General features: G+C 34.6%; 10 protein-coding genes and 1 pseudogene. 2 read left to right on the forward strand and 9 right to left on the reverse strand.

From position 1 onward, the window contains the following. Positions 1-19: 19 nt before the first annotated feature. Positions 20-1221, reverse strand: a pseudogene (locus tag PGC35_RS05615) (trans-sulfuration enzyme family protein). Then, positions 1222-1881 (reverse strand): GntR family transcriptional regulator, encoded by a 660-nt coding sequence (locus PGC35_RS05620; protein ID WP_053591015.1) that lies wholly within the window; start codon positions 1879-1881, stop codon positions 1222-1224. Positions 1882-2145: 264 nt separating this feature from the next. Between PGC35_RS05620 and PGC35_RS05625 the strand changes: the two genes are divergently transcribed. Further along, the gene (locus tag PGC35_RS05625) at positions 2146-3030 is read left to right on the forward strand and encodes a LysR family transcriptional regulator (RefSeq protein WP_056828977.1); all 885 of its coding nucleotides are present in this window, start codon (positions 2146-2148) and stop codon (positions 3028-3030) included. Positions 3031-3475: 445 nt separating this feature from the next. Here the strand turns inward: PGC35_RS05625 and PGC35_RS05630 are convergent, their stop codons facing one another. The 7 genes from PGC35_RS05630 to PGC35_RS05660 form a co-directional block, all read right to left on the reverse strand. Beyond that, complete coding sequence (locus PGC35_RS05630) at positions 3476-3910, reverse strand: universal stress protein (RefSeq protein WP_375218459.1); 435 nt, start codon at positions 3908-3910, stop codon at positions 3476-3478. Between the two features lie 47 nt (positions 3911-3957). Next, on the reverse strand, positions 3958-5322 hold the full coding sequence (locus tag PGC35_RS05635; RefSeq protein ID WP_375218495.1) for a DHA2 family efflux MFS transporter permease subunit: 1365 nt from the start codon (positions 5320-5322) through the stop codon (positions 3958-3960). Positions 5323-5366: 44 nt separating this feature from the next. Next, positions 5367-5918 (reverse strand): TetR/AcrR family transcriptional regulator, encoded by a 552-nt coding sequence (locus PGC35_RS05640; protein ID WP_375218460.1) that lies wholly within the window; start codon positions 5916-5918, stop codon positions 5367-5369. A gap of 241 nt (positions 5919-6159) precedes the next feature. Then, entirely contained in the window at positions 6160-7824 is a 1665-nt protein-coding gene (locus tag PGC35_RS05645) for a hypothetical protein (protein ID WP_375218461.1), read from the reverse strand. 111 nt (positions 7825-7935) lie between these two features. Beyond that, the gene (locus PGC35_RS05650; RefSeq protein WP_375218462.1) at positions 7936-9192 is read right to left on the reverse strand and encodes an MFS transporter; all 1257 of its coding nucleotides are present in this window, start codon (positions 9190-9192) and stop codon (positions 7936-7938) included. Positions 9193-9744: 552 nt separating this feature from the next. Beyond that, a complete protein-coding gene (locus tag PGC35_RS05655; protein WP_375218463.1) occupies positions 9745-10434 on the reverse strand; it encodes a GNAT family N-acetyltransferase in 690 nt (229 codons plus the stop codon). Positions 10435-10448: 14 nt separating this feature from the next. Continuing rightward, positions 10449-11561, reverse strand: coding sequence for a mandelate racemase/muconate lactonizing enzyme family protein (locus tag PGC35_RS05660; RefSeq protein WP_375218464.1), 1113 nt, complete (start codon positions 11559-11561; stop codon positions 10449-10451). A gap of 92 nt (positions 11562-11653) precedes the next feature. Between PGC35_RS05660 and PGC35_RS05665 the strand changes: the two genes are divergently transcribed. Beyond that, a complete protein-coding gene (locus PGC35_RS05665) occupies positions 11654-12898 on the forward strand; it encodes a transcriptional regulator (protein WP_375218465.1) in 1245 nt (414 codons plus the stop codon). Positions 12899-12957: the final 59 nt, after the last annotated feature.

Consider the following 12957-nt stretch of genomic DNA (forward strand, 5'->3'; position numbering starts at 1 on the left):
AAACCACTCCCTCCAGTAATTAGACGCTCATCCTTATATCTACCTTTTTTAATGCTTGTTCCAAATCATTTATAATATCTTGTGAATCCTCTAAACCTACAGATAATCTCATCAAACCATCTGTAATTCCATACTTTGCTCTTTCTTCTTTTGGAATTTGAGCATGTGTCATAGAAGCTGGATGTTGTATCAAAGTTTCTGGATCTCCAAGACTAAATGAAATCATAGCTAGTTCAAGAGAGTTAATAAACAGTTTTCCTTGTTCTAGCCCACCCTTAACTTCAAAGCTTACAATTCCACCCATGTCCCTCATTTGTTTTATTGCTATTTCATGTCCTGGATGACATTTCAGACCTGGGTAATAAACTTTTTCAATCATGGGATGTGAGGCTAAGAACTCCGCAACTTTCCTTGCGTTTGAACAATGTTTCTCAATACGAAGGGAAATTGTTTTTAAACCTCGAATTACTAAAAATGCTTCATAGGCGTTTAAATTTTGTCCTAAATCCCCCATGATTTTTTTACGCATCATGTCAATTCTATTTGCATCAGAAACTATAAAACCGCATAGTACATCCCCATGACCATTAATATATTTAGTCCCACTATGAACAACAATGTCAGCACCTAGCAATAAGGGGTTCTGTAAAATCGGACTCATAAATGTATTATCAACAATTAAAGGCACACCCATTTTTTTTGAGACACTAGCAATTTGCTCAATATCTAAAATTGTTAAATTTGGATTTGATGGTGTCTCGATGTATATCGCTTTTGTATTCGACAACATTGCTTCTAAAATATTCTTGGGATTTGTACAATCAACAAAATCAAATTGGATACCTATTCTTTCTGCTAATGTAGTGAAAAAACTGTATGTTCCGCCATATACATCTTTTGTTACTAATACATGATCTCCAGTTTTTAGACAAGAGAGAAGTGCAGTAGAGATTGCAGCCATCCCACTTGATAATGCAAGGGCAGCTTCACCATATTCTAAAGAAGCAATTTTTTCTTCTAGTTTGCGAACTGTTGGGTTACCATAGCGTCCATAATAAATGCCTTCTTCCATTCCAGCTACTACACTAGCGGCTTCTTCAGCAGTGGAAAATGAATACGCAACAGCTGGAGTAATACTTGGTACAATAGCACGTGTTTTTCATCTGGCGTTAAACATTCGTGAATAATTTTCGTATCTATTTTCCAATTAGCTTTATTCATTTAATCAGTCCTTTTTATTTGGTTAAATTTCTTTAAAAGAGAGCTTAAACTCTTTTCAATATGAAGTTTTATAGTCATCTCAGCAGCTTCAACATTTCTTTGTTTCATGTATTCAACTACAGTTTGATGTTCTTCTACTGTACTTGGATACCAAACGCCTGATTTTGAAATTAGTAATCTGTATCTTAACGAATGATCGTTTAACATACTTAAAAATTTTATTGGTATATGCATGTCACTAATTTTATACAGAAGACCGTGAAACTCATTACCATAAAGAACCGTACTTTGAGGATCACTATTTAAAATAGATAGCCTTGTTTTTTCTATAATCTTTTCTAGGTTCTTAATGTCCTCAGAGGTAGCTTTTACTGTAGCATTTCGGACTATAAACCCTTCCATTACACTGCGCATTTGATAAATTTCAATTGCATTTTCTTTAGAAATAGAAGAAACTTTAAACCTTCCATTTGGTTGTCTCAAAATAAATTCTTCAAATTCTAATCGCTGAATTGCTTCTCTAAGAGGTGTCCTACTAATTTGTAATAAGTTTGTTAAATAATCCTCCGTAAGAATCTGATCTGGGGCTAATTCACCGTTAATAATTCTTTCTTTAATACCTATATAGGCGTTGTCCTTCACCAGCTTTCTTATTTGCATCTTTTCATCCACCCTTCTTAAAAACAATATACTTGTATACAATTATTATTAATTAAAATCCTTTATTTTCAAATACTTTCATTTTTTATTGTATTTGGAAATATCATGTTGTATTATTGTATACAATTTAAAAATAAATAAGACACCTTGTATAAATTGTTTTGTATTATAATGACTATATAGTTTTTTTAAAATTTTGAATAATAGAAAATTTTGAGGTTATTTAAAAAAAATTTAATCATTTTCCTAGGGAGGTCTTTTAAAATGCACTTAGATCAAATCAGTACTTTTGTTTCTGTAATTGAAAGTGGTAGTTATAACAAAGCTTCAACTAAACTGTTTTTAAGCCAACCTACTATCACTCATCGAATTAATAAAATGGAATCAGAATTAGGAATTTCATTGTTAGTTAGAGGAAAAAAAGAAGTACATTTAACCAAGGAAGGTGAACTTTTTCTGTATTACGCCAAGGGAATACTGGAATCATTCGAAGAGTGTTTAAAAAAAATAGAAGGATTAAAAAATGAATTAATTATTAATTTAGGTTATGGGATTTCACTATCACATTTTATGATGAATAAAGTTATAAATTCGATTAGCTCCGTAAACTATGAAAACCGTTATCTTTTCAAAACTCTCAGAGATGTTGATGTAGTTTCTAACATTTTAGAAAACAAAATTCAAATTGGTTTTACTAGAGAATTATTAGAAAGCGAATATCTAGAATTTCATTTAATAGCTCAGGAACCTGTCTATTTAGTTGCGGGAAAAAAATTGGGGTTAAAAGGAGATAACAAAATTTCTTTTGAGGAAATTATAGATGAAAATTTTATTGTCCCTAATAAAGAAACATTAAAGAGCGACTTTTTAGTCAATTTTTTAAAGACTAATAATGCAAATATTAAATTTCAAACAAACGATATACAAATTCAAAAAAAGCTTGTACTTGAGGGTCACGGAATTAGCTACTTTTATAGAGAAAGTATTATTGAAGACTTATATAATAACAATATTATTCAACTACAAATCGAAGATTTATTAGATATTACTTCACCAATTTATTTGGTTTATCGTAAAGACTTCTACAATAATACACTTAAAAATATTTTGGATTTGTTTTCAGAATCTATATACACAAAATTAGTGTAACTGATAAAACTTACAGGACTGTTTTATCACTTTTTTCATTTTATATAGCTTCTCAATCCATCAGGGTACGAACTGTTTATAGCCTCTGGAGCGATAGTATTTATTTAAAGACTGTTCGGTGTTAGCATACCAATGGTCTTTTTTGTCTTTTAAGAGGAAGTTCATCCTCTTTTTCTGCAACAACGAGAACAAACAATTTAGTACATAATTCGTAACCTAATAGATTTTAAAAACCCTTCAATTTTGAACAACATAAATGCATAATCAAGGTTGCTCTTCTAATTCCTTCTTATTGCACTCAACATTTCTCAGCAATGACCATATTTATATAAAAAACTTTCGTAAAAGTATACTTCTACGAAAGTTAGCTAAATGTTGTTTTATTATTAAAAATTATAGTTTTTGTAAAAGGAGAATATCCAATTAAGGACAAACAATCACTCACTCAGGGTGTACGAATTACTAAAACATCACATTTAGCTGAACGTACGATTGCTTCAGACACTGAACCAATTAAAAAACGCTCAACTGCATTTAGCCCAGTTGCACCACAAATTATTAAATCGGCTTCAACTAAGTTTGTAAGCTCATTAGTAATTATACTTTTGGGAGAACCATATTCGATTACTATCTTTACATTTTCAACACCTTCAGCCTCTGCTCTTGCCTTGTAGCCATTTAAAAGTTCCTCTGACTGTTTTTGTGCAGTATCGAAAATAGATCGTTCGTATGCTTCGAATGAACGAGTATCAATTATATTTACTATGTTTAATATAGATCCCTTGTTACGATGTGCAACATCTATTGATTTTTGAAATGCATATTCCGCTTCTTTTGAACCATCTACAGCTACTAAAATACTTTTATAATGATCTGCCATTTGTCATAATCTCCTTATAAAATAATGTTAACATTCATATTAAATTATCATTTTACTTCTTTTGGCTTTTTCATGAATAGAGACAAAATAATATTAACCACTGCAAATGCTAAACCGACTTTAAATACAAATGACGATCCTGTTGCTGCGGCTGCAGACAAAGAATCACCAACTGTCGCTAAGTAACTACCTTGTTTGGACGCTAGTAGCGAAACCATTACTGCAATACCAATAGCACCAGCAACTTGCTGAATTGTTTGTGTAATAGCTATTCCATCTGGATAGTACTTTTTCGGAAGAGAGTTTAATGTGTTAGTTTGTGTAGCTGCAAGCACCGCACCGATACCTAACATCATGACTATATGAGTTACAACAACCATCCATAACGCCGTATCTGTACCAAATTGTGCATAGATTAAATAACCAAGTGCCACCAAAATAGTACCAGGAGTTATAACTGCTTTCGGACCATATTTGTCAAATAGACCACCAATGATAGGCGCTAATATACAGTTAAGTAAACTACCGGGTAGTAGTATCAGACCTGTTGTAAATGCCGCGATTAATAATGCCATTTGCATATACATTGGTAAAATAACAAGCATTGACAACATGTTGAAGAATGTAATAAAACTCATAAAGACACCAAGAATGAACAGTGGGTACTTAAATGCTCTTAAATTCATTACGGGAGTCTCCATCTTTATCTGACGGACACAGAATAGAGCGATTGCAATAATACCTACGATGATTGCACCAAGAACCGTTGCACTAGTCCAACCAGCTTCACCAGATACACTAAATCCGTATACGATACCACCGAAGCCTATTGTTGAAAGAACGACCGATAATATATCAATCGAAACTTTACGTACCTCATTTACGTTAGGCAAGTAAATAATCCCGAATATTAGAGAGAAGAGTAAGAATGGTACTTGAACCCAGAAAATCCATTCCCAAGATAATGTATCTAATATAAGTCCTGCTATTGTTGGACCTAATGCTGGACCTGCTAACATAACTAAGCCCATAATACCCATTGCGGCTCCTCGTTTATTTGGAGGGAAAATTGTAAAAATAACATTTTGTGTTAAAGGTAAATTAATTGCTAACCCTGCCGCTTGAATAATACGCCCTACTAATAAAAAACTAAATGAAGGTGATATTGCAGCTAGAATTGTACCAATAATGGTTAATAGAATAGATGTCATAAACATCTGGCGTGTCGTAAACTTTTGCATCAAGATCCCTGTTACTGGTATTAAAATACCTAGTGTTAAGAAATAACCTGTCGCTAACCATTGAACTGTTGTAGGCTTCACATCAAATATTTGTCCTAAATCACCTAAGGCAATATTTAAAGCCGTTTCACTAAAAAGTCCTACAAAGCCAGCTACTAAAAGAGCCGCCATTATAGGGCCTGTCTTATATTCTTTATTCACTTAATAAAACTCCTCTAAAGCATTTTTGGTAATAATTGCGAAATAACTTTTAGTGGCTCAGATGCTTTTTGAGTTAAGCAAAGCATCATTCCACCTTCAATTGAAGCCGTCATCATAAGTGCAATTGACTGAGCCTTATCTTTAGAAAATCCATCTGCTACTAATTTCTCCATATAAATATCTTGTATTTCTTGATACAACTGAGCACATGCATTTCTAACTGGATCACTTAACGAAGCCATTTCGCTAACCATACTGCTAAATGTATATCCAGTAAGGGTTCCATCCGTCTCAAAACTTTCAATTAATTTTGAAATCATTGCTATTGTTGCTTCTTGTGTTGTTGGATATCGATCAAAAATGTCCACGATATCCTTCGTAATCTCTTCATTCAAAGATTGAAGGCAAGCGATTAGTAATTCTTCTTTTCCATTTGGAAAGTGATGATAAAGCGAGCCTTTTGAAATATCACATGCTTTTAATATTTCGTTTAATCCAGTACCTTTATATCCTTTTTGTTGGAAAAGCGTTGTCGCGATGTTGATTATCAGCGATTTTGTATCCATTTCCGTAGTACACCTCCACCATACCAACCGGTCTGTTTGTAACTATATCAAAAAAAAACTCTATTTTTCAAGACATTTTTATCTCATAACAATAATGTCGTACACATTTTAGACACAAACTGATGGTTTCCTTCTGCTTTATTTATTCTCTTGAATGAGTTCAAGTTGACCGATTTATAACAAAAAGAAAAGCACTGCGTTTTGCAGTGCTTAAAAATTGTTAAGTATTAAACGGAACACCTTAGTTACTTTCAATTCCTTGAATAGTCAGTTCTTTTACAGGTAGAAACAGTTCTCCAGTGTTTAAATATTTTACTTGGACGGAGTCTCCTTCCTGCAAATAAACTGCAAGTGGAGCTACTTCTGAAGATACAATATAGTTTTCCTTATTATTTAGAAGGAAAGAAACTTGAGTGAAATCACCTACTCGTTCTTTAAATACTCGAACGACTGTACCAGTTACTGATTTTTCCTCTGCATTTGAGCTTCCATCCACCGAACTACCACCTCGTTGAATAGCTGTTTTGTACAATTTCAGAACTTCGTTAGGTGTATTGCCATACACCGAGATTTCCGGATTCGCAGCAGAGACAATAAAGTAATTTTGCAAAAATCCATTCGAATCCAATACCGGTGTTAACCAACTAGCTTCCCCGTAAAAATTGTACAATACAGGCATTTCACCAGTCCATTTCTTCTCAATAAATTTCTTTTCTATTATTTGAAGTGCACCCTGAGAATCCATGTAGGACTCTTCCAGATTTCCAGTATAATAAGTTGCTTCGCCAGTCCGACCGTCTGTTAAGGAATAACCAAGCATCGAATCGACGCCTTCTTTTGGACTTGTAAAGTCTGTAAAGTAATACATTTGACCGTCTTCACCGAAGATTGGACTTACATTTGCTTCTGTACCTTCATCCGAAGGCAATTTCACATCTTTTTTACCAAAAATACTGTTAATAAAACCATGAACATACTTCCCGTAGTAACCATTTTGCAAACTAACGGTTTCTGGGGATACTGCGCCATCAATAAATGCTGGGGCTTCCTTTAAACTATATGAATCCGTTTGACCTGTAGCAGGATCTACTGCAACAATCCCTTCTACTTCAAAGCCGTTTCGTGCAGAGACGAACTGCCCATAAGAACGGATATAATAAGGTTTTCCATCCTCATTGATTTCCAATTGTGGGTCTCCATAAAAAATCTTTGTCGGATGTTCCATACGAATACGTCTTTCTAGGTTTTTGTGCAAGTAGGATGAAGGTGTATAGCTCATTTCTGCTTTTACAAACTTCGGATTGTCAGATGAATCTGTTGCGCTCATCGTGAAATACCCAGGAGTAACATCTCCATTGATCCATTTAAAAAATCCTGAAAATTCTACGGGAGCTATATAGACATATTCCTCTTGTACTTTTTGAATTTGTAAATTTCCTAACTCGTAGTAGCTAGTATTTGGTACTTGCCCAAACGCTTTTTTCATTTTATTACGTGCAAATTTGGGTGGAACACTTGCAGGTGTTTTAGTCTCATCAAAAGCTTCGATTTCCACTTTTTCATCCATTTTCGCTACTTCAAATTTTTCATCTGCATTCCAAACTGGAGCGGACAACATGAAAATAGCAACTACTAAACTTCCTAAGAATAATAAACCTTTTGCTTTTTGCTCTTTCCCTTTAGAAAGTAACATCCCTGCTAAAGTGACAAGTACAAGCCAAGGCCATAAAGCTGTCCAGTTTCGATCCAAATTCGTTATATAGTATACTACCGCTAACACAATAAACGTTAAAACCGCCAGACCAATAAAGGAAGACATCGTATCCTTCCTCTTAGCTGTCCATGGCATGATTATTAACCCAGTTAGCACTGCCACCACTGCCGAAATTATAAATACAAACGTCATAATCCTCATCCTTCTTCCTCTTTTTTGCCTAGTTATTATACGGATGAAAGGCAAAATGGTTTCAGTAAACTTTGGTTGTTGAGTAGAAGGAAAAACACCAAGTAAATAAATTTACTTGGTGTTTTCTGGATAAATAATATCCGATTTTAGCATAAGGTTAATACTCCTTCCATTCGTATCAAACCCTTTTTTCCATGAGAAGATAACGAAGATAGAAGAAATAAATAATAAACTACTAAGAACAACCATACAAAGAACAATTAAACCGGAAGAAACCATTCCTGTAAATATAGCAAGCAACACAATTCGGAGTAATAATCCAATGGATCGGAACAGACTATCCACTCTACCTATTATGTCATTCGGAATATTGTCCATTAAGAAAGAGTTTCTTGCAACCCTTGCACCACTATTTCCTAACGCCAGGAAAAACATCAGTGAAAGATATACAGGAAGGTTTACAAATACAATCAATGAAATAGCTATTGTATAAGTAATCACTCCAAAAATAATGGTCTTTCCATTCCCTGCTCTCCTTGCAAGTGTGGGTACAAACATTCCAGCGGCAACTGCTCCCATCGCATAAATCATCCCTTCTAATCCATACACACTTGCATCCGCCTTTAGTATATCTACAAGATAAACTGGAAATAAGTAATTTGTAAGCATTACTCCGATAAACGGCATAAATGAGAACACGAGAAATACAAACATTATTGGATGCTTCAACATATATGTAAGTCCATCACTCGCTTTAGACTTTATCACTTTACCGGATTTATTCACCTTAGTCCGTACATAAGGAAGTTTCATGTAAAAATAAATAGCTGCTCCATAAGATAATACATCCAATAATAAAATATAGTGCAAATCCCACTTCAACAATAAAACACTAGCTATCCCCCCAGCAATCATGCTTGAGAGCTGTCCTTGCACTTCCATTATTCCATTTAAGGATTTGTATTGATCCTTTTTAAAGATTTCTTGATTTAATGCGAACATAGTTGGATAGAAAATTGTGTAGTATAAGCTTCCAATGATATAAATGATAGTAAAATGCCATATTTCATACGATAAACCAACAAATCCAATCATCGCAAAAAATAATAGGAGAATAAGACATACAAATTCACTTGTTAATAGCAAGTTTTTTCTAGATACTTTATCCACTAAATTACCAACAAATGGTGTAATGATAAAGCTGATAATAGTCATCCCTATGGATACATATCCAAATACAGCATTTCCATTTTCGCTTGATACGAGCATCCATGGAATAGCGATCATCGTTATCCCAGATCCAATAGATGAAGCAATATTCGCACATATAATTAAACGAAAACGAGAATCGTTATATAAATTTTTCATCGTATTTCACTCCTTAGCTCTCCTTATATTTTCACTATAATGGAAATTGCCAGTTTCGGATTCAGTCATAGGTCTTGATTGGACTTCATACATTTGACTGAATAGAGGGTCAGAAAAGTGCTAATCGAGCCTTTAAAAACAGTTTTCAATGGTTTCTGGAGTGCTTCGGACAGACTTGGGCTACATCGTTATCGTGTGAATTTTTGATGGGGAGGGTCGTGTCTAGCTTCACGACCCTCCCCTCTTTTCGATAATCTTGTGGCAGTCGTCTGTCCGTCGCCCTCCTGCAACTTTTGGAGACGTATTCATAGCTTTTTGGATAATGAAAGAATAGATGCTATCCTATTCATTTTGTAAGCTCCCGAAGATGCAATTTCGGGAGCTACCCTCCTACACTCTTAGGTGAGTGCTTACCATTCTTCTGGAATTCGCTAATTACAATACATTCAGCATGGTAGGTAATAATAGCTTTAGATCAATACTTTTCAAGATAAAAAAGCACTTAGTGTATTTTTACACTAAGTGCTTTCCTATAGATTTAGTTGTTTGAATTTATAAATACGTTCCTTTTTTCTCGTACGTTACATACCAGTCATCATCTTTATACAAAATACTTGTTCCAATCCAACCTTCTGTAAGTAGCTGTTGTTGTTTTTCTATGTCACCCATATTAATTTCTAAAACTTCATTACTTACTTCACGGTCTTCGTGCAACTTTTTATAAAACACATAGCGCAGCATTTCAGCATACTTATTTTTTAATGCACCAATTACCATTCCTTGGCTTAGCTTATCCTTTAAGCTAGCAATATTAAATGGCGCTACCGTTGCGCACACATGTGTATATGGAGAGGCATCTAAAAGCTCCATAACAATTGCTCCAAGTCTTTTTTGCAAACCAAAGCCTCGGTAATTAGGAAGGACATTTGTGATTTCTTGATAGACGACACTGTCCAGTTGCTCTGTAGTAAGACCAATATCATAACCTAAATGATGTTCGTCTATTTCTGGAATTGCCAATGCACGGAATGCGATTAATTCCTTTTCTACAAAAACCCCTACCATTAGGTGATTCGAGATAGAATCTTCAAATTCTTCCTTTGTTACTGGCGATAAAAAATCATTGTTTTCGAGCATTTCTAAAACAATTTCTTGAATGCTTAAAATATCTTCTATACTGTCTTTTGTTAATACTCGGACTACATATTCTTTGTCCCCAATTATTCCATTCCATTCTTTCATAAAAACACTTCCTCTTACTTTGCTACTTTTGTGGAATACTCTGTTAGCTCTTGTAAAATTGCTTCATCAACTTCTATACCTAATCCTGGTCGTTCATTTAATTTAATAAATGGAACATCATATTGTAGATTCCCTACATCTTTAGAAAATTTTAAAGGGCCAGTTAACTCTACACTCGTAAATGTTTTTTTAGAGAATGCTACATGAAAACCTGCAGATGATCCAATGGAGGATTCAACCATTGAGCCTATTTGGCATTCGATACCGGCCATTTCTGCCATATGCGCAAGTTTCATTGCTGGATAAATACCACCGCATTTCATTAGTTTAATATTAACTTTATGTGCAGCTTTTTTCTCGATTAATTCGCGCATATCTCGAAAGCCCCTTAGACCTTCATCCATCATTAGTGGCGTGCTTATTTTTTCTTTAATCTCTACCATGCCATTGAAGTCATCTGCAACTACCGGTTGCTCTAGCCAATCTAAGCCCGTAGTCTCTAATTGACGCATAGCAGTAATAGTGTTCGCACTATTTTTCCAGCCTTGGTTCACATCTACACGTATTGCGATCTCGTCTCCTACCTTCGCGCGAACTGCTTGAATACGTTTTACATCAGCTTGAACTTCTGTGCCTACTTTCATTTTAAACGATGAATAGCCTTCCTTCATACGTTTTTCCGCTTCTTCTGCCATCGATTCTGGTGTTCCGATGCTTAATACATGTGTAATAGGAAACTTCTCGTGATAGCGTCCGCCAAGTAGCTGATATACCGGCACCCCTAGTTTTTTACCTACTACATCATAGCAAGCGATGTCGATTGCTGCCTTTGCTGCTGGTGTTTGATAGACTGCTTTGTCCATCTTTTCATGTAAACGTTCAAATTCCATTGGGTTTTCTCCGATTAACAATGGTGCTAATGTATTCTTCAATATGGCATATGTACTTTCCCAAGTCTCACCTGTTACATGCTCATCTGCTACGGCTTCTCCGTATCCCATTAAACCATCATCGGTTGTTAACTTTACAATAATTGATGGCATATCTTTATACGTATGATAACTAATGATAAATGGTTCTATTAATGGTAATCTAATGGCATATATTTCAATTTCTTTTATTTTCATCTAAATCTTCCTTTCTTCTTTACAAAAATTAAATAGTTGTTTATAGTTGTCGTTAAATGGTCGTTAAAAAAATAAAAAAATGAGGTGGAAGCATGGTTACCCGAATTGCAGTCTTAGGTTCTTATAATTTTATCGAACGTTTAAAACATTTGGAAGTTGAGCTACCTTCTATCCATATTGATTATTATATTTACAAGACGCCGATTGATGCAATAGCCATAATACCAACGATAAAACCATGTGATGCAATATTTTTTTCCGGATCACTTCCGTATGTTTACACTAAGGATGCGAGAGAACAACTGCCTATTCCTTCTCATTATCTTCGTCAAGACGAAACTGCTATTGCTACAACACTTTTATCTATTGGTTTTTCCAGCTCCATTCCAGTATCAAAGCTTTCAATCGACTTGATCGAGCCACAAAGTGTACAACATGTGCTAGAGGATATTGGCCAAATGGATGAATATCCGTTTATGATGAAAATTGATCCTACATTTGATTTGAAAGAAGTTGTTGCTTTTCATGCCAATTTGCAAAGAAATGGTGAAGTGAGCCTTGCGATAACAAGTATTCATGCTGTTTATCAGCACTTGCGCGAAAATAATCTATCGGTCATTCGTATGATTGACCCTAAAAGTTCTATAATAAAGGGACTCGAAGAAACAAAATCGATGGCACTTCTTGCAAAAAGCCAATCAGCTAAAATTGCTGTTGGATTTATTCAAACAAATGACGATAAATTAATATCAGATGATACATTAAAGAAAATATCAAGTTCTATTCAAGCAAGTTTTACTAAGAGTGAAAAGGATTTATACATGCTTTATTCAACTCAGGGTGACGTTCAAAAAGCTTTTGTAAACAACTATATAGACACTTGGTTTGAGCTTTCTTCCTCTCCACTTAAGATTGCCTTTGGATTCGGTAAGACAGTTGTAGAAGCTACGAAAAATGCAAAGGATGCTCTTTCCTATACAACAGAAAACTCCGCTTATGTGATAACGGATACGAAAGAATTATTAGGACCTTTCCCAAACAATCAAAAGAAGGTACATCTGAAAACGAATGAACCTAAAATAGCTAAGTTAGCTAAAGAAACAACATTAAGTCCAGCTAATATCTCCAAAATAATGCAGTTCAGTCGTTCACGCACTTCCGTTGAATTTACTGCATATGATTTAGAAGTCTATTTACAAGTTAGTAGACGCACAACCGAACGAATCTTAAAAAAGCTCGTAGATAATAATTATGCACGTATTACTGGAGAAGAAATGACCTACCAACAGGGTCGACCACGTGCCATTTACGAGTTGAATTTCCCTACATACTTATAAGAAGTTCAGACAAATTCTAAAGAAAGGAAAGTTCACTTTTACTGAACTTTCCTTTTTTC

The sequence above is a fragment of the Psychrobacillus sp. PGGUH221 genome (assembly GCF_042055255.1).
Lineage (GTDB): Bacteria > Bacillota > Bacilli > Bacillales_A > Planococcaceae > Psychrobacillus.

Coding starts and splice junctions, on each gene's coding strand:
- PGC35_RS05640 (WP_375218460.1), bottom strand. CDS start 5,918: ATGGATACAAAATCGCTGATAATCAACATCGCGACAACGCTTTTCCAA.
- PGC35_RS05650 (WP_375218462.1), bottom strand. CDS start 9,192: ATGAAAAATTTATATAACGATTCTCGTTTTCGTTTAATTATATGTGCG.
- PGC35_RS05645 (WP_375218461.1), bottom strand. CDS start 7,824: ATGACGTTTGTATTTATAATTTCGGCAGTGGTGGCAGTGCTAACTGGG.
- PGC35_RS05620 (WP_053591015.1), bottom strand. CDS start 1,881: ATGCAAATAAGAAAGCTGGTGAAGGACAACGCCTATATAGGTATTAAA.
- PGC35_RS05660 (WP_375218464.1), bottom strand. CDS start 11,561: ATGAAAATAAAAGAAATTGAAATATATGCCATTAGATTACCATTAATA.
- PGC35_RS05630 (WP_375218459.1), bottom strand. CDS start 3,910: ATGGCAGATCATTATAAAAGTATTTTAGTAGCTGTAGATGGTTCAAAA.
- PGC35_RS05655 (WP_375218463.1), bottom strand. CDS start 10,434: ATGAAAGAATGGAATGGAATAATTGGGGACAAAGAATATGTAGTCCGA.
- PGC35_RS05665 (WP_375218465.1), top strand. CDS start 11,654: ATGGTTACCCGAATTGCAGTCTTAGGTTCTTATAATTTTATCGAACGT.
- PGC35_RS05625 (WP_056828977.1), top strand. CDS start 2,146: ATGCACTTAGATCAAATCAGTACTTTTGTTTCTGTAATTGAAAGTGGT.
- PGC35_RS05635 (WP_375218495.1), bottom strand. CDS start 5,322: ATGGCGGCTCTTTTAGTAGCTGGCTTTGTAGGACTTTTTAGTGAAACG.